The following is a 25,077-nucleotide window of genomic DNA, read 5'->3' as shown; positions in this document are numbered from 1 at the left end:
AGATGTCAGGCCAGGTTCTTGAGCGGGTCGGCCAGCCGCTCGCGGGGGTCCGCGAGGACGCCGGCGGCTTCGACCTGAGGGCACCGGACGGCACCCGCTACCGGGTCGACCTCGCCGCCGGAGTGCTCGACGCGGACAACACCCTGCTCGCCGCAGCCCTGGACGGCCGCCGTGTGGTGGCCTACGTCAGCCCGGTCGTCGACCGGCTCTACGGCGCCCGGATACGCGGCTACCTGGACCGCCATGTGCGGCCGGGGCAGTGGAGCCTGCACGTCATACCCACCGGCGAGCACCGCAAGACGCTCGCCTCCGTGGAGCACGTGTGCGCCGTCGCCAAGGCGGACGGCCTCGACCGGCACGGTGTGATGCTCGCGGTCGGCGGCGGCATCGTCGCGGACGTCGTGGGTTTCGCCGCGTCCATCTACGCGCGGGGGATCCGCTACATCAAGGTCAACACCACCCTCGTCGGCCAGGTCGACGTGGGTGTCGGCGTCAAGACGGGTGTCAACGCCCTGCACACGAAGAACATGTTCGGTGCCTACCACCCCGCGCACGCCTCGCTGAACGATCCCGCCTTCCTCGCGACGCTGCCGCCGAGGGAGATCCGCTGCGGTCTGGCGGAGATCGTGAAGATGGCCGTGATCCTCGACGAGGATCTGTTCCGGGCGCTGGAACGGCACCCGGACGTGTTCCGCCGGTCCGCCGGGCAGGACGGCGCGGACCGTCCGCACGGCGAGCTGGAGGAGTACGTCCTGCGCACGTCGATGCGGCTGATGATGGAGGAGCTGTGCCCGAACCTGCGCGAGCACGACCTCGCCCGGCTCGTCGACTTCGGCCACACCTTCAGCCCCGTCGTGGAGACCGCGGGCGAGCACCGGCTCAGGCACGGTGAGGCCGTCGCCGTCGACATGGCGCTCTCCGCGCACGTGGCGAAGCTGCTGGGCCTCGCGGACGAGGAGACCTGCGAGCGGATCGTCCGGCTGCTGCGGCGGATCGGGCTGCCGGTGTTCGACAGGGACACGTGCACACCCGAGCTGATGACACAGGCGCTGCGGGCCTCCTGGCAGCGCCGGGGCCGCAAGCTGCACCTGGTGGTGCCGACCGGGATCGGCAAGGCCGCCTTCGTGGAGGAGCTGGAGGACGTGCCGGGGGACGTGCTGGTGGCCGCGCTCGGCGCGCTCGCGGAGGACGCGGGCGGTCCGGGCGGTCCGGGCGGTCCGGACGGCATGGACGGCGCGGACGGACCCGAGGACGCGGGCGGTCGGGACGGCACGGGCGGGCCGCAGGACGCGGGCAGGCCGACGCACGCCGGCAGGCCGGAGGAATCGGGCAGGCCGACGTACGCCGGCAGGCCGCAGGACTCGGACAGGCCGGACTACGCCGACACGGCGGACGACGCGGCTCACGCCCGCGGAGAGGAGCGGCACGGTGCCTGAGGCCGTGGTCAATCTGCGGGAGCTGCTGACCGGCAAGGAGCGTGACCACGACGGCGTCGGCACGATCCTCGCCCACCGCCTCTTCGCGCGCCGCCCCGGCTCGCCGGGCGCCGAGTTCATCGACCTCGCGGTGCTGCCGCCGGGCACGTCGATCGGCCGGCACCGGCACGGCGCCGACCGGGAGACGTACGTCGTGCTCGACGGCGGCGGGCTGATGTTCCGCGACGGCACGGAGTTCCGCGTGGGGCCCGGCGACGTCGTCGTCAACGACCCGCACGGGGAGCACGGCCTGCGCAACGACTCCGACCGTCAGGACCTGCGGCTGCTGGTCTTCGAGGTCGTCCTGCCCCAGGGGCCGGAGGGAGGGGCGGACGGTGGAGATGACGAGTGAGGGCGGCCCGTTCACCGTGCTCGACGTCGGCGGCACGACGCTGCGGATCGGCGCCTACGACCCGGCGACGGGCGTACTGTCCCGGGTGCGCCGGATGCCGGTCGAGGGCATGCACCGCGACCCCGGCGCACCCGTGCCGGTGCTCCAGCGGCGGGTGGTGGACCAGATCGTGCGGGAGGTCGGCGCCCACACCGGCGGACACGCACCCCGCGCCCTCGGGGTGGCCTTCGCCGGCCCCATCACGGCGGGCGGCCTCGTCCTGGCCGCGCCCACGGTGTGGGGCAGGCGCGGCGATCCGCTGCCCCTGGGCGACCTGCTCACCGAGCGGACCGGCGCCCCCGCGGTCGTCGTGAACGACCTGACGGCGGCGGCCTGGCGCTACGCCGCCACCGAACCGGGCGACTTCTGCCTGCTGACCGTCAGTTCGGGCATCGGCAACAAGGTGTTCCGCGGCGGTGACGTCCTCGTCGACGCCGACGGCCACGGCGGGGAGCTGGGCCACTGGGTGTGCGACGTCTCCCCGGACGCGCCGCCCTGCGACTGCGGCGGGCGCGGCCACCTCGGCGCGATCGCCTCGGGGCGGGGCGTGCTGGCCGCCACCCGCCGGGCCGCCGCCGCCGACCCGGCCGGCTTCGGCCGCTCCCGGCTCGCCGCGCTGTGCGGCGGCCGGGCCGGGGACATCGACAACCGGGCCACGGCCCGCGCCGTCCGCGAGGGCGACGCCTTCGCCACGAAGGTGCTGCGCGGCACCCTCACCCACCTCGCCCAGGCGATCTCGGCTGTGTTCACGTCGATCGGGGTGTGCCGCTTCATCCTGATGGGAGGCTTCGCACTGGCCGTCGGCGAACCCTACCGGCGGCTGCTCGTGGGCGAGTTGACCCGGCTCGGCTGCTTCGGCCTGGACGCCGGGCAGGTCGACGCGATGGTGTCGCTGGGGGTGGCCGACGACGACCACGGGCTGATCGGCGCGGGCCGGCTGCTGGCGGACCGTACGCCCGTCCCCTCCTCGCAGGGGGCGCCGTGAGCGCGCCGCGCACGCTCGTGGTGGGCAGCGGGCTGATCGGTGCCGCGCTCGCCCGCCGTCTCGTCCCCGGCGGCGGGGCGGTGACGCTCGCCTCGCGCCACCGCCCCGCCCCGGCACCTCAGTCGTACGGGGCGCGCTGGGAGGCGCTGGACGCCACCGACGCGGGGGCCTGCGCCCGGCTCCTGGCCCGCCTCCGCCCCGACCGAGTGGTGCTGGTGCACGGCCCTTCCGACGCCACCTGGTGCGAGGAGCACCCCTCACAGGCGCGGGCGGCGCACGTCGCGGTGGCGGAGAACTTCACCGCCCTGGCCCGGGACGCGCGGATCGTGCTGATCTCCTCCGACAACGTCTTCGACGGCGCCTCGGCGCACAACGCCGAGAGCGTCCCCGTCCGCCCGGCCAACGCCTACGGCCGGGCCAAGCTCGCGGCCGAACAGGCGCTGCTGGCCGGGGCGCCGGGCGCCGTCGCGCTGCGCGTCAGCCTCGTCTACGGCCACGAGGGCGCCGACGCGGGCAAGTGGCTGAACTTCTTCGCCGTCTGCGCCCACCGGCTGCTGCGCGGCGAGCACGTCGAGGCGCCCGACGACCACTGGACGACCCCGGTGGTCCTGCCCGACGTGGCCGAGGTGACGGCGGCCCTGCTGCACACCCCGGACCCGCTGCCCCCGGTCCTGCACCTGGGCGGCCCCGACCGGGTCACCCGCGCCGAGTGGGCCACGGTGATCGCCGGCGCGCTGGGCGCACCGGCCGGCCTGGTCGTCCCGGTGCCCCGGGCCCGTACGCGCTACGCCTCCCGCCCGGCGAACGCCTGCCTCACCAGCGAGGTGCTGTCCACGCTCCCGGCCACGGAGAAGATCACCGTGCGGGGCGTGGCGGAGGGGGCGCGGCTGCTGGCGCCCGCGTTCACCGGCAGCGGGACGACCAGGGGCACAGTGCGGTCGTAGCGCCCGTCCCCGTGCGGTCGTGGCACCCGTCGTCCGTCACCGTGCGGTCGTGGCGCTCATCGTCCGTCACCGCCCAGCCGTAGCGCCCCATTGACAACGCCCCGGTCCGCCTTCCGGCCGGCGCACCCGTCCGCCCACCCCGCCGTTCACCTGGCGACGACCCCTCGTGGGAGCACCCATGGCAAGCTCATCGATCCCCTCCGGCTACGACGTCGTCATCCTCGGCGGCGGTGTGGCGGGCTGCGTGCTGGCGGCCCGGCTCAGCGAGGACCCCGGCCGCTCGGTCTGTCTCGTGGAGGCGGGCCCGGACTACGGGCCACGGCAGCGGGACTGGCCGGAGAAGGTACGCAACGCGCGCGCCCTGCCCCGCGACGACGTGTGGGAGCGGCACACCGCGTTCTACCGCATCCGCGCCCGGGTCCTGGGCGGCTCGTCGTGCATCAACGGCTGCTGGAACACGTGGGGTTCGCCGGCCGACCACTCCGAGTGGGTGCGCGCGGGCGGCGAGCGCTGGTCGGCCCCGGCGATGGAACCGTACCGGCGCAGGGCGGCGGAGCGGATGGGGCTGCGCACGGCGCCCGGCTACGAGCTGTCCGCGTGGAGCGCGGGCGCGCTCGCGGCGGCCCGCGAACTCGGGTACCCCGAAGTGGACATGGGCTCGCCCGACGGCGGCCCCGGCCGGGGCGAGCCGCTGCTGAACGCCGTGGACGGCCTGCGCCGCAACGCGGCCTTCGCCTACCTGGACCCGGCGACGCGGGACCGGCCCAACCTGACGGTGCTCAGCGGCGCCCTGGTGGACCGGCTGACCGTGCGCGGCGGGCGCGTGCACGGCGTGGAGGTGCGCGCGGGGGGCGTGGACGCGCGCGGAGGCGGCGGGCTCACGGCGCTGACGCTGACGGCGGGCACGTACGTGCTGGCGGCCGGGACCTTCGGCTCGCCGGGCGTGCTGCTGCGCAGCGGCGTCGGCCCGGCCGCGCACCTGGCCGAGAACGGCATCCGCTGCGAGGTGGACCTGCCCGGGGTCGGCGCGAACCTGTCCGACCAGCCCGGGGTGTTCCTGCCGCTGTCCCCCACGGCCGCCCTGAACGCGGCGCTGGCGGACAAGGAGGCGGCCGGCGAGCTGTATGTGAGCCGGATGCTGGTCAGGGCGGCGAGCGAACGCTGCCCGGCGGGGTCGTGGGACCTGCACCTGCTGCCCACGGCGGGGCCGCCGCTGTTCGGCAAGCTGCCGCCCGGGCAGTACGAGGCCGGGGTGTCCGCCTTCCTCATGAAGCCGCTCTCGCGCGGCCGGGTCCGGCTGCGTTCGGCCGACCCCTGCGAACCGCCCGAGATCGACCCGGCGTTCCTGACGGACCCGGACGGCCACGACGTCGCCGTGCTCCGCTCGGGGCTGGCGAAGGCGGCGGAACTGGCCGCCGCGCTGGGGCCCCTGGCCGGGCCGCCCGCCGACGGCGGCGTACCGGTGCGCGAACTGTCCGACGCGGCGCTGCGCGACCGGGTGGGCACCTACTGGCATCCCGTGGGGACCTGCGCCATGGGCCCGCAGGACGACCCGCTCGCCGTGGTCGACGGTGCGGGCCGGGTGCACGGCGTGGCGGACCTGCGGATCGCCGACGCCTCCGTCCTGCCGACGGTGCCCGCCGCCAACACGCAGCTGCCGGTGCTCGCCGCCGCCGAGATGCTGGCCGACACCCTGCGCGCCTGACCCCCGCATGACCGTCCCGCCCTCCCTCCCTCCCTCTCTCCGCCTCTCCCCTTCTCCTCCTCTCTCTTCCTCTCCTCTCCCCCTCTCACCGACGGAGACCGCCATGACGGCATCCACCGACATCCGCGCGCACCGGCTGCTGTACGGCTGCATGGGCCTGGGCGGCGGCTGGGACACCCTGCCGTACACCGCCGAGGACGTGGGCCGGGCCGAGGCGGCCGTCGAGGCGGCTCTGGCCGCCGGCATCACGGCGTTCGACCACGCCGACATCTACCGGTTCGGGAAGTCGGAGGCAATCTTCGGTGAGGTGCTCGCCCGGTCGCCGGGGCTGCGGGAGCGCGTCGTCCTGCAGACGAAGTGCGGGATCCGGCTGCCCGAGGGCGAGCGGGTGGGCCACTACGACCTGCGCGCCGCGAGCATCGTGCGCCGGGTGGAGGAGAGCCTGACGCGGCTGCGTACGGACGTCGTGGACGTGCTGCTGCTGCACCGGCCCGACCCGCTCGCGGACCCCGACGAGATCGCCGAAGCGTTCTCCGTGCTCCGTTCCCAGGGGCTGGTGCGGCAGTTCGGCGTGTCCAACATGAGCGGACCGCAGGTCGCCTTCCTCCAGGCGCGTGTGGACGTCCCGCTCGTCGTCGACCAGGTGGAGATGAGCCTCGCCCACCGGGACTGGGTGGAGACCGGGGTGCTGTTCAACACCCCGGCCGCGGCCGGGACCAGCTGTCCGCCGGGCACGGTCGAGCACTGCGTCTCGGCCGGCGTCCGGCTCCAGGCCTGGGGCGCGCTGGCCCGGGGCCGGTTCACCGGCGGCGGCGACACCCCGGCCGGCCGGCTGGTCGCGGATCTCGCCCGGCGCAAGGGGACGACACCGGAGACCGTCCTGCTGTGGTGGCTGCAACGCCACCCCGCGGGCATCGCCCCGGTCGTCGGCACCACCCGCCCCGAGCGCATCCGCGCCTGCGCCGACGCGGTGAGCGGTCGGACCCGGCTCTCCCACGAGGAGTGGTACGAGCTGTGGGTCGCCGCCCGGGGCACGCCTCTGCCGTGACCCGGACGCCGGCCCGCCTCAGCCCTGTTCCCGCTCCACCGGCAGCCACAGTTCGGCTTCGGCGTCCGTCCCGCCCTCCTGCACGCGGGTGCGCAGGATCTCGGGGCCGGGGCGGCCGCGGTACGGGTTGGAGGGGAACCACTGGGTGAACACCTCCCGCCACAGTTCCTGGATGGCCTGGGGTGCCGGGCCTGTGGTGGTGAACACCGCCCAGGTGCCGGACGGGACCGCCAGGGAGGTCATGTCCGCGGGTACGGCGGCGGTGGTGATGCATGCCTGGTAGTAGTCGAACTCGGTGCCCTCGGCGCGCGACGGGTCGATGCCGTCGCAGACGGCGACCACTCCGTGCGGCTCCTGGTCCGACAGCTTCTCCAGGCGCTCCATGACCGGCCGGCCGAGCCCGCGGATGAAGTCGATCATCGGCTGGTTCGGCCCCTGGTGCACCAGGGGCAGCCGGGCCTTGAACCCGACGATGGTGAAGTCCGGCCGGTCCACTACGCGATATCGCATGCTGCTGCTTCCTTCGACGGTGAGGCGGAAGGACAACCGGGGCTGGGAGACGAGCGCGGTGCCGGTGCGCCGGGCCTCGCCGGGTCCGACGCCGTGCATGGCGCGGAACGCCCGTGCGAACGCCTCGCCCGAGCCGTAGCCGTGGCGCACCGCGATGTCCAGCAGCGAGTCACGCCCGGCCAGCACCTCGGCGCCCGCGACGGTGAGCCGTCTGCGTCGTACGTACTCCGACAGCGGCATGCCCGCGAGCGAGGAGAACATCCGGCGCAGGTGGTACTCCGACGTGGCCGCGATCCGCGCCAGGTCGGCCACGTCGACGGACTCCGACAGGTGGTCCTCGATGTGTTCCATGGCCTGGTTGAGCCGCTCCAGCACTCCCGGTCCCCTTCCTTTTCTGTGCTCATCACGCTAGGCGGCGGGCGGGGTGCCCGACCCGACTTTCCGTGCCCGAAAGGATCGGGTGCGGCGGTGCACCGCCCGCACCGGTTCAGGGCAGGTCACCGCGCCAGTCGAAGCGGTCGGGGTCGGCGGGGCGGGACGCGTACACGGTACGGCCGCCCGGACCGTACCTGCCTATCTCCGTGGGCAGGACGACGCCGTCCGCGCGGGTGTGCGCGGGCAGGTCGGTGACGTCCAGCAGCAGCCCGTCGAGCGGCCCGGCCACCAGTTGCGCGTAGCGGCGCCCGGGCCGGGGCGCGGCGTCCTCGTGATCGGCCCCGTAGACCCGGCCCCGCATGAAGTCCTGCTCGTCCATACGGGACAGGGTCGCAGCCGCCACTGACAGTCGGGTCCCGTGGTGAACCGCGGCGCGGCCGGTGGCCGTGTTGCACTCGGGAGTCCGTGCACATCGGACAACGACTTCTGGCCTTCGTCCGGGTGACCACGGACGGCCACCTGCGGGCCTACGCCGACCTCGACGCGCGCGCCTGCGGCTTCCCCCTGGAGGACGGCCGCGACGGGCTCCTCGGGTCCAGGTTGTGGAAGGACGACGTGTACGCCTACCTGGCGCTGCGGGACGGTGTCCCGGTGGCGTGCGCCGCGGCGGTGGAGGCGGACGGGCGACTGTTCGTGGTGCTGGTCGCCACGGACCCCGAATGGCGGCGCCGCGGCTACGGCGAGGCGGTGACGCGCAAGGCCCTGCACGAGGGCGCCCGGGCCACCGGCCTGACCCGCGCCACCCTGCACGCGACGGCCGCCGGGGCGCCCGTGTACCCGCGCATCGGCTTCCGGCAGAACTCGCCGATGGGCTTCTACGCCCTGAAGGACTGAGCACACCGCCCGCGCACGCCGGGCGGCTGGCGATCAGCTCCCGCAGATGGGCGGCGAGTTCGGAGCGGGCGGCGGCGAACTCGTCGGCGGTGCTGTCCCGGGCGATCATCGCGCGGGCCGCGTCCTGGAACAGCGGCTGGTCCTCGCGGGGCACCCCGAGCAGTTCACCGATGACCAGGGAGGGCATGGGCAGCGCGAAGGCCTCGACGAGATCGGCCGGCGGGCCCGCGGCCTCCATGCGGTCGAGCAGGCCGTCGATGATCTCCTGTACCCGGGGGGCCAGGGCGGCCACCCGCTTGACGGTGAAACTGCCCGCCAGCATCCGCCGCTGACGCGCGTGCTCGGGGTCGTCCTGGGTGACGAACGCCTGGATCTCGGCGGCTCCCTGGGCCTTGAAACCCGCGCTGGGCGAGGGGAAACCGGGCCGGGAGGGGTCGGCGCTGAAGCGGGGGTCGGCTAACACGGCGCGCTGGTCGTCGTGGCGGGTGACCAGCCAGGGGGTGCTCCCGTCCCAGATGCGGACCCGTACGGGAGCCCCCTGCTGCCGCATCTGAGCGTAGAGCGGGGGCGGGTCGAAGGGGCATCCGGCCGTGCGGTCGGCCGGGAAGGCGGGGTGCGTCGATTCCATATGTGTGTGTTCCTTCTTCTGGAGGTGTGACTGTCGCCGTGCGCAAATACGCGCCATACAAACATGTTTCTGGCGAAACCTTAAGCGGACGTGCGCCACCACGCGGACCGACACGCCTGGGCACCCTTGCGCCACCCGCCGCCCAGTGCCTAGCTTGATGGAGCGTCAACTGCCTTGTTCCGCTGGTTGGTTGGGAGGATTTTCCCATGCGCCGACGGTGCGTCCCTCTCCTGTCCCTGCTCGGTGTGCTGACCCTCGTCTCCCTGGTGTTCCCCGCCCACGCCGGCGCCGCCGTCCTCCCGCCGCTGCCGCAGAACGCCGACGGTCTCGAACAGACCTTCTCGCCCGCCTACGACTACGACGGCGACGGCTGCTACGCCACGGCGGCCATCGGCGCCGACGGCACCCTCAACCCGGGACTGCGGCTGGGCGGCGACGTCAACGGCCACTGCCACGACTACGCCCAGCTGGCCAACGCCAACACGTACTCGCGGGAGAAGTGCGACAACGGCTGGTGCGCCGTCATGTACGCCAGCTACTTCGAGAAGGACCAGGCCACCCTGGGCCCGGCCGCGATCGGGCACACCCACGACTGGGAGCACGTCGTGGTGTGGATCAACGACAACCAGGTTGGGTACGTCTCCGTCTCCCAGCACTCCGGATACCAGGTGGCCCCCGCGTCGTCGGTGCGCTTCGACGGCACCCATCCCAAGATCGTCTACCACAAGGACGGTCTGTCCACGCACTGCTTCCGCTTCGCCGGTGGCAACGACGAACCGCCGGAGAACGTCACGGGCGGCTGGTTCTTCCCGCGCCTGGTCGGGTGGAACGGCTATCCGGCGGGCCTCCGCGACAAGCTGATGGGCGCGGACTTCGGCGCGGCCACCATCAAGATCAAGGACGGCGACTTCGCCTACGCCCTCGCCCACTCCATGCCCGCGGGAATCCCCTTCGACCCGAACGCCTGAGGGCACGCGCGGGTGTCCGAAGCGTCCTCACCGGTCCCCCGCCCGACGACCGCCGTCCGCGGAGCGCGGCGGCGGTCGTTAGGGTGTCCCAGGCGGTTGGCAAAGAAACGGTCAAGCCGCAGGGACCAGCGAGGGAGACGAGCGTGGGAACCGCACGCATGAGCAACACACCGCTGCCGGGCATCGGCACGCGCTACGACCTGACGACCCGGGAGCGGCGCCGCCTGTCGGTGGTGGCCCATCGGGACGGTGCTCGGACACTCAGCGCGTACCAGGAGGACGACGCCGACGCCTGCGCGCTGTCGGTGCGGCTGACCCCGGGCGAGGCGGAGAGCCTCATCGACGCGCTGATGCCGACGCACCACAGTCCGAACCTGCTGTCGACCACCGAACTGGGACTGGTGGCCGAGCGGATCACACTCTCCGCCACCTCGTACTGGAACGGCAGGGTGCTGGGCGACACGCAGACGCGCACCCGGACCGGGGTGTCCATCGTGGCCGTGCTGCGCCGGGCCGAGGCGGTGCCCTCCCCCGGCCCCGACTTCCGGCTCGCCGGCGGTGACGTGCTGATCGTCATCGGCACCCTCGAAGGCGTGGAGGCAGCCGCCGGAATACTCGGACGGGAGTGAGCACGATGCACTCCGCTGTCTTCCTCATCGAGTTCGGCGCGATCCTGCTCGGACTCGGACTGCTGGGCCGGTTCGCCGGGCGGCTGCGCTTCTCCCCGATCCCCCTGTACCTGCTGGCCGGGCTGGCCTTCGGGGAAGGCGGGCTGCTGCCGCTCGGGGCCAGCGAGGAGTTCGTGGCGATCGGCGCCGAGATCGGTGTCATCCTGCTGCTGCTCATGCTCGGCCTCGAGTACACGGCCAGCGACCTGGTCTCCAACCTGAAGACGCAGTACCCGGCCGGCCTCGTCGACGCCACGCTCAACGCGCTGCCCGGCGCCCTCATGGCACTGCTGCTGGGCTGGGGCCCGGTCGCGGCCGTCGTGCTCGCCGGTGTCACGTGGGTCAGTTCCTCCGGTGTCATCGCCAAGGTGCTCGGTGACCTGGGCCGGCTCGGCAACCGCGAGACACCCGTGGTGCTGAGCATCCTCGTCCTCGAAGACCTGTCCATGGCCGTCTACCTGCCGATCGTGACGGCGCTGCTAGCCGGCAGCGGCCTCGCGGCGGGCAGTGTCACCCTGGCCATCGCCCTCGGTGTGGCCGGGCTTGTGCTGCTGCTCGCGGTGCGCTTCGGCCGGCACATCTCGCGTTTCGTCTCCAGTGACGACCCCGAGAAGCTGCTGCTGGTCGTACTGGGCCTGACCCTGCTGGTCGCCGGTGTGGCCCAGCAGCTCCAGGTGTCCGCCGCCGTGGGTGCGTTCCTGGTCGGCATCGCGCTGTCCGGTGAGGTCGCCGAGGGCGCGCACCATCTGCTCGCGCCCCTGCGGGACCTGTTCGCCGCGGTGTTCTTCGTCTTCTTCGGCCTGCACACCAACCCCGCCGACATCCCGCCCGTCCTCCTGCCGGCCCTCGCCCTGGCGGCCGTCACCACCCTGACGAAGATCGCCACGGGTTACTGGGCCGCCAAGCGGGCCGGCATCTCCGCCAAGGGCCGCTGGCGGGCGGGCGGCACGCTGGTCGCCCGCGGCGAGTTCTCCATCGTCATCGCCGGTCTCGCCGTCACCGCGGGAACGGAGGCCTCACTCGGTCCGCTGGCCACCGCGTACGTGCTCATCCTCGTCATCCTGGGTCCGTTGTCGGCCCGCTGGACCGAGCCGCTGGCGCTGCGCCTGACCGCGCGACGCACGAGGCAATCCGCTGAACCCACACGTCAGGACACCGGCAAGGCGTCCGTCCCGGCTCCGCGCGGTGCGGTGGAACCCCACCATGACACCGCCGGTCCGTCCTGAGCCGGGGTTGGCCGCAGGCATGTGCGCCCCCTGGCGGGGAACGCTCGGGGAACGGCCGAGACACCGTCGGAACACCATCGGAACACCCTCGGGACAGCACTTTCCGGTGGCCGTCCGTCAACTGTGAAAGGCCCCTCTTTGCACCATCCACTACGCTGCCACCAGCCACATGGCCCATAATCCACAATTCGACGTCAAGTGGCGTCCCATTCACACGGGGCAACACGAGAAGAGGCCAACACCATGCCTGAATCCACCGCTTCAGCCGACCTGGCATCCCAGTACACCGCCCAGGTGACCGGTGACCTGGAGCGAAACCTCAAGGAGCAGGACCGCGTCAGTTCCGAGATCGCGTCGCTGCAGGAGCAGTTGACCGTCCTGCGCCGTGACCACGATGTGCTGGTGAACATGCAGCAGGCGCTCGGCCTGAAGGCCGCCGCGTCGGTGGCGGCGCAGTCGGCGCCGGCCGCGGCGCCGAGCAAGAGCGCGAGCACGAGCACGAGCACCGGCACGAGCACTGGCACGGTGCCCGCGCCCCGCCGCAAGGGCACCGCCAAGACCGGCACGGCCAAGACGAGCACGGCCAAGTCCGGTGCCACCAAGACGGCCACGGCCAAGACGGCCACCACCAAGACGGGCTCGGCGAAGCCCGCCACCGCCCAGGTGGCCGAGGCCAAGACCGAGACGGCCAAGCCGGCGACGGACAAGTCCAGCGCGAGCAAGTCGACCGCGGCCAAGCCCACCACCGGCAAGTCCGCCGCCGCGAAGAAGGCCACCGCTGCGGCCGGCGCAGCGAGCAAGAAGACGGCCGCGGCCGAGAAGCCGGCGGCGGCGAAGCCCGCCGCCAAGTCCACGGCCGCGAAGGCCACCACCACGAAGACCGCCACTGCGAAGTCCACCACCACGAAGTCGACGGCCGCCAAGTCCGCCGACCAGCCCACACTGGTCGAGCTGGTCCGCCGTCACCTCGTCGAGCAGAACGGGCCGCGCTCGGCGGCGGAGGTGACCACCGCCCTCGGCCAGGCCCACCCCGACCGGGGCGTCAAGACGACCGTCGTGCGCACCACCCTGGAGGGGCTCGTGGCCAAGAACCACGCCCACCGCACCAAGCAGGGCACGTCGGTGTTCTACACGGCCAACGAGGCCGCCGAGCAGGCCCCGGCCGTCAAGGCCCAGACCGAGGCCCAGGCCCAGCCGGAGCCGGCCAAGGCCTGAGACCCGGGCTGCCCCGGTGAGTCCGTACGCGCTGTCATGTCATCGGACTCGCCGGGGCCGGCCGCAGGGCCCCTCCGGCCGGCCGTGGGGCCCGACTCCGCCCGCGCGCGGACATGTTGCCCGTCCGGCGGGACACATCGGCACCCTGGAGCACAGGTGTGCAGGTGGGAGGGCGACAGGCACCTCATGACAGATCCATAAGGTCCTGTAAGGTGAGCCTATCCTTACTACTTGCTCACCCGTCCTCATCGGAGTGCACATGTCCCTTCGGCGCCGCGCCCCCGTCGCAGTCGCTCTCGCTGTCGTCGCCGCACTGTCGGTCTCCGCGTGCGGCAGCGGCTCCTCCGGCGGAGGGAACACCTCATCCAGTTCCTCCGCCTCGGGGGGCGGTTCCAAGTCGGTGGCGAAGGGCGGCAAGAACTTCGGGAGCGCGGCCGGGAAGACCGCCGCCATGGGCACCGACGCCAAGCCTGGTCAGTGGCCGCGCACCATCAAGCACGCGATGGGCACCACCGAACTCGAGCAGCAGCCCCGGCGCGTGGTGGTCCTCGACGTGGGCGAGCTGGACAACGTCGTCTCCCTCGGCGTCAAGCCGGTCGGCGTGGCCTACACCGAAGGGTCGCCGCACCTGCCGTCGTACCTGAAGGGCGCGGGCTCGCCCAAGAGCGTCGGCACGATCAGCAGCCTCGACCTGGAGGCGATCGCGGCCCTCAAGCCGGACCTCATCCTGGGCAGCCAGTTGCGCGCCGCCGACTCCTACGACGAGCTGTCGAAGATCGCGCCCACCGTCTTCTCCATCCGGCCCGGCTTCACCTGGAAGGAGAACTACCTCCTGAACGCCGCGGCCCTGGACCGCACCGCGCAGGCCAAGGCCGCGCTGGCCGCCTACGAGAAGCGGGCCAAGGCCCTGGGCGACAAGCTCGGCGCCGCCAAGCCGACCGTGTCCATGGTCCGTTACATGCCCAACGGTGTGATCCGGCTCTACGCCAACGACTCGTTCATCGGCACCATCCTGAAGGACGCCGGCGTCCCCCGGCCGAAGAACCAGGACATCGCCGACCTGGCCGCCGAGATCAGCGCGGAGAACATCGACCAGGCCGACGCCGACTACATCTTCAGCGGTGTGTACGGCAACCCGGACGCCACCGCCCGCACCAAGGCGCGGGGCAACCCGCTGTGGAAGAACCTCAAGGCGGTCAAGGCGGGCCACGCCTACGACGTACCGGACGAGACCTGGTACCTCGGACTCGGCGTCACCGCCGCCAACTCGGTCCTGGACGACCTCCAGAAGTACCTGAAGGCCTGAGCCGGGCGAAGGCCCGGACCCCTGCCGAGCCAGGCCACTGACGAAAGAGAGTGAGCGCGGCCCATGTCGCCCCCGAACCGCCGCCGAGCGGCCTGGCTGCTGGCCGGCACGATCATGCTGCTGGGCGCCGTCCTGCTGAGCCTGGCGGTGGGCAGCAGGCAGGTCGCGCCCGCCACCGTGTTCCAGGCGCTGCTGCACGGCGGCACCAGTGACGACGCCCAGGTGGTCCGGGCCCTGCGGGTGCCCCGTACGGTCCTCGGTGTCCTGGTCGGCGTCGCGCTCGCGCTCGCCGGGACGGTGATGCAGGGCGTCACCCGCAACCCGATCGCCGAGCCCGGCGTCCTCGGCGTCAGCCAGGGCGCCGCGGCCGGGGTGGTGTGCGCGATCGCCTTCTTCGGTGTGCACTCCACGGGCGGCTACGTCTGGTTCGCGTTCGCGGGGGCGGTGGTCGCGGCCGTGGCCGTCTACGCCGTCGCCAGCGGCGGCCGGGGCGGGGCGAGCCCCGTCAAACTGGCGCTCGCGGGCGCCGCGATGAACGCCTTCCTCGCCTCCGTGGTCTCCGCGGTCGCCACCACCCGGGCCCATGTCATGGACGAGTTCCGTTTCTGGCAGGTCGGTTCGCTCGACGGACGCGGCGGCGAGGTCGTCTCCGAGGTCTGGCCGTTCCTCCTGGCCGGTGTGGTACTGGTGGCCCTGCTCGCGCGCGGCCTCGACGCCCTGGCGCTCGGCGACGAGGCCGCCCGTGCGCTGGGCCACAACGTCGTCCTGGTACGCGCCCTGGGCGCGCTCGGCGCCACCGTGCTGACCGGCGCGGCGGTGGCCGCGGTCGGCCCGGTCGCCTTCACCGGCCTGGCCGTTCCGCACCTGGCCCGTGCCCTGGTCGGCAGCTCGCACCGCTGGGTGCTGCCGCTGTCGGCGCTGCTCGGGCCGGTGATGCTGCTCTGCTCCGACGTGCTCGGCCGTATCGTCTTCCCCCCATCGGAGGTTCCGGTGGCGGTCATGACCGCGGTGCTCGGCGTGCCGTTCCTCATCGCCCTCGTGCGTCGCCGTTCGGCGGTGGCCGCGTGAACCGCACCGGCGCCCCGTCCTTCGCCCCGGCCGGACACACCGTGCTGCGCTCCCGGCGCGCCAGTGTCCTCGTGCACCGCCGGGCGGCGCTCGTCGCAGCCGGCCTCGCCGTCCTGCTGGCGTGCGCGGCGGTGGCGTACCTGTGCACGGGTGAGTCGTTCGTCGCGCCGCGCGAGGTGGTCCGCGTGGTGCTCGGGCAGCCCAGCCCGGACGAGCTGGTCGTCGGCACGCTGCGCCTGCCGCGCCTCGTCGTGGGGCTGCTCGCGGGCGCCGCGTTCGGCATCGCGGGCGCGACGATCCAGACGGTCGCGCGCAATCCACTGGCCAGCCCCGACGTCATCGGCGTCACCCACGGGGCCGGGCTGGCCACGGTGACGGCGATGAGCTTCGGACTCGTCCCCCACGACGCGCTGCCCTACGTCTCCGTGGCGGGCGGGCTCGGCGCCGCGCTGCTGGTGTACGTCTTCGCGTGGCGGCGCGGGCTGCACGCGGCGCGCTTCGTGCTCATCGGCATCGGTGTGTCGGTGGCGCTGGGCTCGCTGACCCAACTGGTGCTGACCAAGGGCGATGTCGTGGTGGCCCAGCAGGCGAAGGTCTGGCTGACGGGTTCGCTCAACAGCCGGGGCTACGACCAGGCCGCGCCGCTCGCCCTCGTCCTGCTGTGCTCCGTCCCGGCGGTCGTGTGGGCGGCCCGTGCCCAGCGCGGCGCGGCCCTGAGCGACGACACCGCACGCGCCCTCGGGGTCCGCCTGAACGCGGTCCGGCTCGGGCTCACCGCGCTCGGTGTCGTCCTGACCTCCGTGGCGACCGGCGCCACCGGCCCCGTCGACTTCGTGGCGCTGCTCGCCCCGCAGATCGCCCGCAGGCTCACCCGGACCGCGCAGATCCCACTGCTGTCCTCGGCGCTGACGGGCGCGCTCGTCGTCGTGGTCGCCGACCTGCTGGCCCGCCGCCTGTTCCACCCCGTCGAGCTGCCGGTCGGCGTCCTGACGGCCGCGGTCGGCGCCCCGTACCTGATGTGGCTCATCGCCCGCACGGGCAGGCGGCCGGGGGGCGCGGCGTCCTGACCATCACGCGGCAGCGGGACCGGACCCGAGGGTCCGGTCCCGCTCGCTGCCGTGGGCCGGGACTTCCGCCGCCGGTGGGGCTCTGAGTCCGCTCGTTCAGGAGACCGCCGCCCGGTCCCCGGCGTCCTCTGCGGGCGTGTTGCCGGCCGCCTGGACCGTGGTGCTCACCGGTCGCCTGAGCGCGAGCGCGAGGACGGTTCCGACCGCGAGGGTGGGTGCGATCCACAGGAAGCCGGTGCTCGTCGCGTGGGCGAAGGCGTCCAGCGCGGTGTCGCGAAGCGCGCCGGGGAGCCGGCCGATGGTGTCCGGGCGGGACGGGTCGAACCCGCTGCCGGCGGGCAGCGCGCGGGTGCCGTGGGCGAAGCCGGTGGAGAGCAGGGTTCCGAAGACGGCGACGCCGAAGGCCGCGCCGATGGACCGGGCGAAGGTGACGACGGCGCTCGCGGCGCCGAGGTCGGCGGCGGGGACGCTGTTCTGCACCGTGGTCAGGACGACCATCGGGACCATGCCCATGCCCACCCCGGTGATCAGGAAGTAGACGCTGAGCACGACAGTACCGGTCGCAGCGCCGATGGTGCCCAGCAGGAGCAGCCCGGCGAAGTTGATGAGCAGACCGGAGACCAGGATCAGGCGCAGGCGCTCGGGGCGGGCGGCCCAGCGGCCGGCGAGGGACTGGCTGACGACCAGGCCGACGACCAGCGGCAGCAGGTGCACGCCCGACAGGGTGGCCGACACCCCGTCGACGATCTGGAGGTAGGTGGGCAGGTAGACCAGCACGCTGAACATGGCGGCGTTGGCGACGAAACCGATCAGCGAGGAGAACACCACCGTGCGGGAGGCCAGCATGGTCACCGGCAGGACCGGGGCGGCGGCACGCCGTTCGACGGGGACCAGGGCCACGGCCAGGACGACGGTGGCCAGGATCAGGCCGAGGATGGCCGGCGAGGCCCAGCCCCAGCGTTCACCGAAGGAGGTGACGAGGACGATACCGGTGGCGATCGCGGCCAGGATCAGCGAACCGGGGTAGTCGATGCGGGCCTTCGCTCCCCTCGCGCCGGCGGGCAGGGCACGCGCGGCGACGGCCAGGGCGACCGCGCCGATGGGCACGTTGATCAGGAAGGCCCACCGCCAGGACAGCTGGTCGGTGAAGATGCCGCCGAGCAGCGGTCCGACGATGCTCGCGACACCGTAGACGGACCCGAACATGCCCTGGTAGCGGCCGCGTTCACCGGCCGGGACCAGCTCGCCGACGAGCGCGAAGGTCAGCACGATCATGCCGCCGCCGCCCACCCCCTGGAGCGCACGCGCGGCGATCAGCTCGGGCAGGTTCTGCGCCAGGCCGCAGGCCACGGAGGCGATCAGGAAGACGGAGGTGGAGGCCAGGTACAGACGCTTGCGCCCGAACATGTCACCGAGCTTGCCCCACAAGGGGGTGCCCGCGGTGGAGGCCAGCAGGTAGGCGGCGCTCACCCACGCGATGTCGTCGAAACCGTTCAGATCCTCGGCTGTCCGGGGCAGTGCGGTCGAGACGATGGTCTGGTCGAGGGCGGCGAGGAGGACGGCGAGGATCAGGGCACTCATGGCCGCGGCGACCCCGCGGGGTCTTGGTGCGGACGATAGCTGTGCCATGGACATCGGAGGATCTTTCAGGTGAGAGGCGGAAGGGCTGGGGGACGCGCGGCCGGAGGTGCCGTCCGGTCCGGCCGCGCGCCGTGCGGGGGTGGGGGTGGTGCGCCGGGTGGGGGCGCCGGCAGGAGGGCGTCCCCGGGTGCGGGTGTGGGGGTGCGTGTCGGGTGGGGGTACGTGTGTGGGGGCGGGTGGGTTGGTGTGCCGCGTGCGGTGGGGCCCGGTCAGATGGCGATGGTCTTGTACTCGGTGTAGGTGCCGAGGCCGACGGCGCCGTACTCGCGGCCGATGCCACTGGCCTTGAAGCCGCCGAAGGGGCCGTCGAAGCCGATCGAGGCGCCGTTGACGGTGAGGGTGCCGGTCCGGATCCGCCGTGCCGCGGCCAGGGCGTGGGCCTCGTCGGCGGACCAGACGCCGCCGGACAGGCCGTACTCGGAGTCGTTGGCGATGCGGACGGCCTCGTCCTCGTCGTCGTAGGCGATGACGACCAGGACCGGCCCGAAGACCTCCTCCTGCGCGATGCGCATGGAGTTGTCGACGTCGGCGAAGAGGGTCGGGGTGACGTAGTTGCCCTTCTCCAGGCCCTCGGGGACCTGCGGGCCGCCGGCGACCAGGCGGGCGCCCTCCTCGATGCCGAGCTGGATGTAGTCGCGCACCCGCTGCTGCTGGTCGGGGCGGATCATCGGGCCGATGAAGGTGTCCGGGTCGCTCGGGTCACCGACCTTGAGGGACGCCACAAGCTCCTTCAGCCCGGCCACGACCTCCTCGTACCGCTCGCGCGGGGCGAGGATGCGGGTCTGCGCGATGCACGACTCGCCGTTGTTGAGCAGCGAGGAGAACTTCACGCCCGCGACCGCCTTGCCGATGTCGGCGTCGGGGAGGATCACCTCGGCCGACTTGCCGCCCAGTTCCAGGGAGACCCGCTTGAGCTGCTCGCCGGCGATGGAGGCGATCCGGCGCCCGGCCCGTGTCGAGCCGGTGAACGCGATCTTGTCCACGTCCGGGTGCGAGACCAGGTACTCACTGGTCTCCCGGTCGGCGGGCAGCACACTCACCACGCCTTCCGGCAGCCCGGCCCGCTCCAGCAGCTCGGCCAGGAAGCCCATGCTCAGGGAGTTCTCCGGCGACACCTTCAGGACCACCGAGTTCCCCGCCGGCAGCGCCGGGATGATCTTCGAGGCGGCCGAGGAGCGAACCTGGCCGGCATCGAGGCGTGGACCTGCGGCACGGGCGTATCCCAGCAGTGGTCCGTCGCCCGGGGCGGCACCCTCCAGATGCTCGGCGACTGCATGGGGGTGTCCGGCAACGGCACCGCCGGCGGCACCGCGGTCGTCCTCCAGGTGTGCAACGCCTCGGCCGCTCAGAAGTGGACACCTCAGGCGAACGGCACCCTGGTCAACTCCCTGTCCGGGCGCTGCCTGGACGCGACCGGCGCGAGCTCCGCGAACGGCACGAAGCTCCAGATCCGGACCTGCGCGGGCTCCGCACAGCAGACGTGGCAGCTGCCCGCGAGCTGAGCGCCGGGACGGCCCGGCCCGGGGGGCAACCCCGGGCCGGGGTTGCCCTCGGGCGGGCTAACCGTTCGGCGGCGGCGGTGCGGCGGCCCTGCGGAGCCCCAGGTGGTCGCCGGGGTCCAGCAGGTACGCCGCCTGGGTGGTCAGCATGTGGCGCACCATGGGCGCGGGCATGCGGACCACCACCGGCTGCGGCAGCGACAGCTCCCGTACGGCGGTGACCGTACGGGACGAACGCACCCGGTTGGTCACCCGCGCCACCACCCGGACGTCCAGGGAGAACTGGACGAGGACGGACTCCAGCTTGGGCTTGTGCAGCGGCATCGAACCGGAGGCGTTGACCGCCCCCTCCGCCGCGCCACCGGAACCGCCCACGGTGCCCGTCAGCTGGTTGAGGCGGAGCTGGTCGGCGTTGACCAGCCCGGCACCGAACTGGCCGCGCGCGGACCTGCCCCGGCTCTGGGAGCTCTGGCCGTCCGTCTGGGTGGGGCGGGGGGCGTCCAGGGTGCTCTGGCCGACCGTCTCGAAGGTCATCTTGTCGCCGACGCCCAGGACGCGCCCCCGGCTGAGCCGCGCGTGCAGGGAGGCGTGCAGGTCCTGGCCCTCCACGCCGGTGGCGTGCACCGGGGGCAGGTCCACCCCGGCGGAGGTCAGCAGCGGCAGCGCCGCGGTCAGCCACTCGGTGGAGAGGGTCTCGTTCAGGGTGTACGCGGCCGACTGGCCCTTCTCCCGGTACCGTCGCCCGCCGCCCGCCGCCCGGACCGCCTCGGTGACCAACTGCCGTACCTGCTGGGCGCCGTGGAATCCGTTGACCTGCGCCTCCATCGGCAGCCGCGCGCCGCGGGCCCGCCAGGCGCCGAGGCGGGCCGGCTGGGCGTCCTGCGCGCCGGGCGGCCGGGCGGCGGTGCCCGTCCTGCGCGGCGCGGCCACCCGGGCGAGCGCCTTGAGGTCGTTGTCCAGGACGCGGTGGGTGAGCGCGGTACGGCCCGTGGAGGCCAGGCCTATCCGCTTCTCGCCCTCGTAGAGTTCGAGGGTGCCCATGACCGGCAGCCGCAACTTCGTCGACTTGGCCGTCTTGGCCTCCGCGACCGTCTTCATGCCGAGCTGGCCCCGCGAGGCGGTGCCCTGGCGGTGCGAGCCGCCCCAGCCCATGCCGAGGCCGCCCGCGCCGCCGGTGCTCTTCAACTGCCCGGCACCGGCGTCCGGTTTGCCGCCGACGCCCGCGACCAGCCCCGCACCGGTCGTGGCCCCCTTCTCCTGCGCACCGGCCTCCTGGGCGATGGCCGAGGTGATGTACTCCATGTCCCGGCCGTCGTCCGCCGCGCCGTCGAAGACGCCGTCGCCCAGCCGTGTCACCTTGAACACCGCCCAGTAGGGCGTCCGGCGCCCGTCGAACAGCTCGACGGTGACGCCGCCGTCCATGGCGCTGCCCAGCAGACCCGCGGCGCCGTCCCGGTCCAGGACGCGCAGCAGCCGCTGCACGTTGTCGTTGCGGTCCTTGAGCTGCTGCCTGGGCAGCAGATCGGCGGCCAGGCTCCTGTGGCGCGCGCCCATGTTCGCCCGGAGACCGTCCAGCAGCGGGACGAAGTCGGGCAGGTCCTCGATCATGCCGAAGCCGAGCGGGAGCGTTCCGGACAGGGAGGGAGCGGGCCGCCGCGAGCCGGCCGTCTCCCCGGCCCCGGCGGCAGTCCGGTCCCGAGCGGCGGTCTCCACGGCCCCGGCAGCGGCCCGTTCCCGCCCGGCGGTCTCCCCGGCCCCGGACCCCGATCCGGACCCGGTGCCGACCGCTTTTCCAGATCCGGTCCCGTCCAGTTTCAGCGCCTTGCGTGCCGACTCCGGAAGCTCCACGCCCGCCGCCCGCAATTGCCCGGCCGTCAGCCACACGGCCGCCGTCGCCGGCAGGGCCTGCGCCGCCGTCGCCGTGTACGGGCCGCCACCGGTGACCTTGACCTCCGCCACCATGTTGACCAGCAGATCGCACAGCACCAGGTACAGGGGCGCCTTGCGCGGAGTGTGCGCGTTGCGCTCGACCGTGCCGGACAGGGCGTTGGCCTCGGCCCGGCTCTCGCCCCAGCTCCGGTACGCCGACAGCCCCTCGGCCGCGCGCACATGGGTGTCGCTCTCCAGGCCGGTGGCCCCGAACTGCACCGAGCTGTTGGTGGCCGTGCCGGTCTGCCCGGTCGCCTGGTGGCCGCCGAGCACGAACGTCTCGGTGCCCGGGCCGGCTCCCTCGTGCAGCAGTCTGGGGTTGGCCAGCGCCATCCGGGTGCCGACGGCGCCGTTCAGCGCGGCCAGGCGGCGCGGGTGGCGCAGGTTCTTCACCACCCAGCCCGAGGACACCGCCTGCCGCAGCGACGCCGTGATCGCCTGCGGACTGAACCGCTCCTCGACGGCCAGGCGCGGGGCCAGCCCCTCCGTGGCCAGCGCGGTGTCCTGCTGACCCGCCCTGCCGCGGGCGGCGGCCCGGGACAGCAGCCGGAAGGCGAGGTCCCGCACCGGCTGTCCGTCGCCGACCGTCTCCACCAGTTGCCAGTCCCGCAGCGCCTGCCCGGTCACCGGGGCGGGGGCCATCCCCGCCAGGTCGCCGATGCCCTCGGCGGCCAGGGCGGACTCGGCACCGGGAGCCTGCGCGCCGACCGCGTCGAGCCGATCCCTCCCGGCGTCGTCCAGCGTGAACTCCGGGGCCGTCCGCAGGAGTACCTCCTGCTCCTCCAGGTGCAGTGCCTCCAGATGTTGCGGCTCGGGCACGTCGCGGCCGGGGGAGCCGACGGTGAGACCGCGGGCGAGCTTGCGCCGCCGGGACGTCATCGTGACGTCCACGTCCAGGCGCAGGGCGGAGGTGAAGGTGCTGGCCTGTTCGGAGCCGTTGGTGAGGATGTCCGTACGGGTGGTGGGGCCTGCCTGGTTGCGGCGGGTACCGCTGCGGGTGCGGTCGTAGCGGGCCGAGGCGGACAGCGCGCCGGGGACCAGCCGGGCCTGGCCGAGGACCATGCCGCCGACCGAGCGCGTACTGCTGCGGCCGCTCTGGAGGTTGCTGGTGACACCGGAGTGGCTGCGCACCAGCCAGTCGTCGGTGTCGCCGAGGTACTCGGCGTCCCCGAGCGTGCCCTTGACCCGGATCTGGACGTCGTGGGAGTGCAGGGTGCTCTTGCGGCGCAGCCGTACCCGGATGCCGGTGGACAGCAACTGGTCCTTGTTGACACGGAGGTTGGTCTCCGAGAGCGCGGCCATGAGTTCGCGCTGGTTGTGGCGCTGCGCGGCCGCCTCCTCCCCGCTGGTGGGGGTGGGGGCCGGGTCGGCGCCGAAGGAGGGCAGGTACCCGGCCAGCCGGGGGTCGGTCGCGAACAGGTGCTCCACGGCCTCGGTCATGGGCCGCGTGTCGAGGGAGCTGAGCGCGACGCTGGAGCCCATTGCGCCGAACGGGAGGTGCCGCTCGACCTCCTCCTGCGTCTGGCGGCCCTCGGCGTCCACGACCGTCCGTTTCGGCTTCTTGACGAACTCGCCGGCCGTCATGCCGGGGGGCAGGGGCAGCCCCAGTGCCTGTGCCTCGTCGGCGCGCAGGCTGACCCACACGTTCATCGTGTGGCCGGCGGCCCGCTTTTTGGGGTCCAGCACCATTCCGGCCGAGCGGGGGCCCGTGCCCTCCACGGTGAGCCGTACGGTCCCGCGGTAGAGCACCTTCTCGCCCCGGACCTCGGCGCCCTGCCGGCTGGACACGGTCTGCTCGCTCGCGGTGAACCGCGCCGAGCGCGCGGCCCCGACCGGCATGGCGGTGGCGCGCACCACGGCCGCGTTGCCGACCGCACCGAGCCCGGCCGCCGGGCCCACGCCCCCGGCGAGGGCCCGGCCCTTGCCCGCGGTCTCGGTGAGGGTGTGCTGGGTCTGCTGGTGGGTGCGCAGTTGCGTCTTGCCGGTGCTCCAGGCGGGGGCGAGGTGGGTGATCGCCGCGCTCATGCGGTAGCTTCCCGCGGTCTTGCCGTCCTTGGACTCCAGGTCCTCGCCGAGCACTCCGCCCCGCAGCAGCCGGGGCAGGTCCTCCAGGACGGTCGTCGTGGACGTGGCCGCGTACAGCCGGGCGAGGCCCGGTGCGCCGGGGGCGGTCAGGGAGGGGTGCAGGACGGAGGCGACCGTGTCGAACAGCCCGCCGCCGCCCTGGTGCGGTGCGGCGGTGTCGGTCACGCCCAGCGGAGCCAGGGAGTCGGCGAGCGTGAGCTGCCGTGCGGTTTCCGTGCCGACCCGCCGGAGGTCGGCCTGCGGGCCGCCGCGCCCCGGGACCAGGTGTTCGGTGGGCACCCGCTGGGTGAGCGTGCCCGGTCCGCTGTACGTCGACACGTCGGTGCCGCCATGGCGCCGCACCCGGACGCCGTACCGTATCCTGCGCGGCACCTCGACCGAGCCCGAGTCGCTGCGCAGCACGCGGGGTTCGGCCACGTTCCGCTGGCCGCGCGTCTCCCGCGAGGACTGCCAGGGCTGCACGTTGCCCGTGGCCGCCGCACCGAGCCAGAGCCCGGGGGCGACGGGCGCGAGCCCGAAGACCGTGCCGCCCGCGCCGTGGCTCGAAGAACCGCCTGCCGTACTGGACACGGTGGCCGCGGTGTTGTGCTGGGTGTCGACCTTGGTGTCCTTGCCCACGGCCTCGTCCAGGGGCGCCAGGGGCGCCGTGTACTGGTCCGGGACGGCGGCTTCCACGTCCTTCGCGGGCAGGAAGAGCGGCGGGACGTCCTCGGGTGCGCGGGAGACGGTGACGGTGACGTCGAACCACTCCGTGCCGTTCGCGCCCTGGACGGCGAAGGCGCGGCCCTGTCCGAAGAAGGTCTCCGGCCGTCCGGTCAGTTCGGAGACGATCTCGTCGACCGTGCCGCCGCCGTGCCCCACGGCCTCGGTCACCGCGTCGCGCACGAACGCGTGCCCGGTGAGGCCGTACGCGGTGGAGAGCCCGGCCGCGGTCAGGTCGGCGAGGTAGGGCGGCAGGCCGAGCGTCTGCTCGGTGTTCTCGTTGATGACGGGGGGAAGCTGCCGCCCGCCGCCACGCAGGGCACGGGCGGTGGCCGCGTTTCCGGCGGCCCGCTGGAGGGTGAGCAGGTGGGGCTGGGCACCGGAGGGGGCCGGTGCGGTGATGCGGGGGGCCGGCGGGCCCTGCTTGGCCGGCCTGCCCACGCCGTTCGCCGGCTGCTGCTGTGTGCGCACGGGACTCAACGTAATCGCCGGTCAGGGCCGGAACGGGGAGTCCGCCGGTACGTGCTTCAACTGTCGCCCGTGCCACACCCGGACGCCATCGCCCGTTCACCTGCCGGTCGCGGACCCGGCGCGCGGCACCGTGCCGGGGCCGTGCGGCGAGCACGCGGACCGCTGATCGCGCGGGCCCGCGCGGCGGCGGCCGGGCGGTCGCCGGCAGGACCCGTCACCGCGCCCGGACCCGCCCCGGAGGGCCGTTCCCCGGCTGCTCCCCGGCCGCTCCCCGGCT

The 25,077-nt window shown here is 73.6% G+C and carries 19 protein-coding genes and 2 pseudogenes; 16 read left to right on the top strand and 5 right to left on the bottom strand.

The annotated features are described in order from the left end of the window. Positions 1-2 precede the first annotated feature (2 nt). The 6 genes from AB0G56_RS12685 (at position 3) to AB0G56_RS12660 (ending at position 6,548) form a co-directional block, all read left to right on the top strand. On the top strand, positions 3-1,436 hold the full coding sequence (locus AB0G56_RS12685) for a sedoheptulose 7-phosphate cyclase (protein ID WP_360967844.1): 1,434 nt from the start codon (positions 3-5) through the stop codon (positions 1,434-1,436). After that, on the top strand, positions 1,429-1,827 hold the full coding sequence (locus tag AB0G56_RS12680) for a cupin domain-containing protein (RefSeq protein ID WP_360967841.1): 399 nt from the start codon (positions 1,429-1,431) through the stop codon (positions 1,825-1,827). The genes AB0G56_RS12685 and AB0G56_RS12680 overlap by 8 nt, the downstream gene beginning before the upstream one ends. Further along, the gene (locus AB0G56_RS12675) at positions 1,817-2,851 is read left to right on the top strand and encodes an ROK family protein (protein ID WP_360968371.1); all 1,035 of its coding nucleotides are present in this window, start codon (positions 1,817-1,819) and stop codon (positions 2,849-2,851) included. The genes AB0G56_RS12680 and AB0G56_RS12675 overlap by 11 nt, the downstream gene beginning before the upstream one ends. Then, complete coding sequence (locus AB0G56_RS12670) at positions 2,848-3,795, top strand: sugar nucleotide-binding protein (RefSeq protein WP_360967839.1); 948 nt, start codon at positions 2,848-2,850, stop codon at positions 3,793-3,795. The genes AB0G56_RS12675 and AB0G56_RS12670 overlap by 4 nt, the downstream gene beginning before the upstream one ends. A 178-nt stretch (positions 3,796-3,973) precedes the next feature. After that, a complete protein-coding gene (locus AB0G56_RS12665; protein ID WP_360967836.1) occupies positions 3,974-5,500 on the top strand; it encodes a GMC family oxidoreductase in 1,527 nt (508 codons plus the stop codon). 103 nt (positions 5,501-5,603) lie between these two features. Continuing rightward, on the top strand, positions 5,604-6,548 hold the full coding sequence (locus AB0G56_RS12660; RefSeq protein ID WP_360967833.1) for an aldo/keto reductase: 945 nt from the start codon (positions 5,604-5,606) through the stop codon (positions 6,546-6,548). 18 nt (positions 6,549-6,566) lie between these two features. On the opposite strand, the gene AB0G56_RS12655 is transcribed toward AB0G56_RS12660, so the two are convergent. Together AB0G56_RS12655 and AB0G56_RS12650 are read right to left on the bottom strand one after the other, a co-directional pair. Beyond that, positions 6,567-7,433: an AraC family transcriptional regulator gene (locus AB0G56_RS12655; protein ID WP_360967830.1), complete on the bottom strand. Its 867-nt coding sequence runs from the start codon at positions 7,431-7,433 to the stop codon at positions 6,567-6,569. A gap of 112 nt (positions 7,434-7,545) precedes the next feature. After that, the gene (locus tag AB0G56_RS12650) at positions 7,546-7,812 is read right to left on the bottom strand and encodes a hypothetical protein (protein WP_360967827.1); all 267 of its coding nucleotides are present in this window, start codon (positions 7,810-7,812) and stop codon (positions 7,546-7,548) included. Between the two features lie 107 nt (positions 7,813-7,919). Between AB0G56_RS12650 and AB0G56_RS12645 the strand changes: the two are divergent. The 9 genes and pseudogenes from AB0G56_RS12645 to AB0G56_RS12605 all read left to right on the top strand — a co-directional run. Further along, positions 7,920-8,327: pseudogene (locus tag AB0G56_RS12645) on the top strand (GNAT family N-acetyltransferase); the annotation flags it as partial. A gap of 46 nt (positions 8,328-8,373) precedes the next feature. After that, entirely contained in the window at positions 8,374-8,787 is a 414-nt protein-coding gene (locus AB0G56_RS12640) for a hypothetical protein (RefSeq protein WP_360967825.1), read from the top strand. Positions 8,788-9,161: 374 nt separating this feature from the next. After that, on the top strand, positions 9,162-9,923 hold the full coding sequence (locus AB0G56_RS12635; RefSeq protein ID WP_360967822.1) for an NPP1 family protein: 762 nt from the start codon (positions 9,162-9,164) through the stop codon (positions 9,921-9,923). A 158-nt stretch (positions 9,924-10,081) separates the two neighbouring features. After that, the gene (locus tag AB0G56_RS12630) at positions 10,082-10,552 is read left to right on the top strand and encodes a TrkA C-terminal domain-containing protein (protein ID WP_360967819.1); all 471 of its coding nucleotides are present in this window, start codon (positions 10,082-10,084) and stop codon (positions 10,550-10,552) included. Between the two features lie 5 nt (positions 10,553-10,557). Then, a complete protein-coding gene (locus AB0G56_RS12625; RefSeq protein ID WP_360967816.1) occupies positions 10,558-11,817 on the top strand; it encodes a cation:proton antiporter in 1,260 nt (419 codons plus the stop codon). A 243-nt stretch (positions 11,818-12,060) separates the two neighbouring features. Continuing rightward, positions 12,061-13,032, top strand: coding sequence for a BlaI/MecI/CopY family transcriptional regulator (locus AB0G56_RS12620; RefSeq protein ID WP_360967813.1), 972 nt, complete (start codon positions 12,061-12,063; stop codon positions 13,030-13,032). Between the two features lie 259 nt (positions 13,033-13,291). Then, complete coding sequence (locus AB0G56_RS12615) at positions 13,292-14,338, top strand: iron-siderophore ABC transporter substrate-binding protein (protein ID WP_360967810.1); 1,047 nt, start codon at positions 13,292-13,294, stop codon at positions 14,336-14,338. A 63-nt stretch (positions 14,339-14,401) separates the two neighbouring features. Then, complete coding sequence (locus AB0G56_RS12610; protein ID WP_360967807.1) at positions 14,402-15,406, top strand: iron ABC transporter permease; 1,005 nt, start codon at positions 14,402-14,404, stop codon at positions 15,404-15,406. After that, on the top strand, positions 15,403-16,473 hold the full coding sequence (locus AB0G56_RS12605) for an iron ABC transporter permease (protein ID WP_360967804.1): 1,071 nt from the start codon (positions 15,403-15,405) through the stop codon (positions 16,471-16,473). Before AB0G56_RS12610 ends, AB0G56_RS12605 begins: the two co-directional genes overlap by 4 nt. A gap of 96 nt (positions 16,474-16,569) precedes the next feature. Here the strand turns inward: AB0G56_RS12605 and AB0G56_RS12600 are convergent, their stop codons facing one another. After that, positions 16,570-18,054, bottom strand: a complete 1,485-nt coding sequence (locus AB0G56_RS12600; RefSeq protein WP_360967801.1) for an MDR family MFS transporter — start codon at positions 18,052-18,054, stop codon at positions 16,570-16,572. 269 nt (positions 18,055-18,323) lie between these two features. After that, positions 18,324-19,289, bottom strand: a pseudogene (locus AB0G56_RS12595) (aldehyde dehydrogenase family protein); the annotation flags it as partial. Between the two features lie 6 nt (positions 19,290-19,295). Here AB0G56_RS12595 and AB0G56_RS12590 point away from each other — a divergent pair. Then, positions 19,296-19,616, top strand: a complete 321-nt coding sequence (locus AB0G56_RS12590) for an RICIN domain-containing protein (protein ID WP_360968369.1) — start codon at positions 19,296-19,298, stop codon at positions 19,614-19,616. Positions 19,617-19,673: 57 nt separating this feature from the next. On the opposite strand, the gene AB0G56_RS12585 is transcribed toward AB0G56_RS12590, so the two are convergent. Further along, entirely contained in the window at positions 19,674-24,800 is a 5,127-nt protein-coding gene (locus AB0G56_RS12585) for a hypothetical protein (RefSeq protein ID WP_360967798.1), read from the bottom strand. Between the last annotated feature and the right edge of the window lie 277 nt (positions 24,801-25,077).

The organism is Streptomyces sp. NPDC021356 (assembly GCF_040641015.1).
Taxonomy (GTDB): Bacteria; Actinomycetota; Actinomycetes; order Streptomycetales; family Streptomycetaceae; genus Streptomyces.
This window is presented reverse-complemented; position numbering and strand designations above follow the sequence as displayed.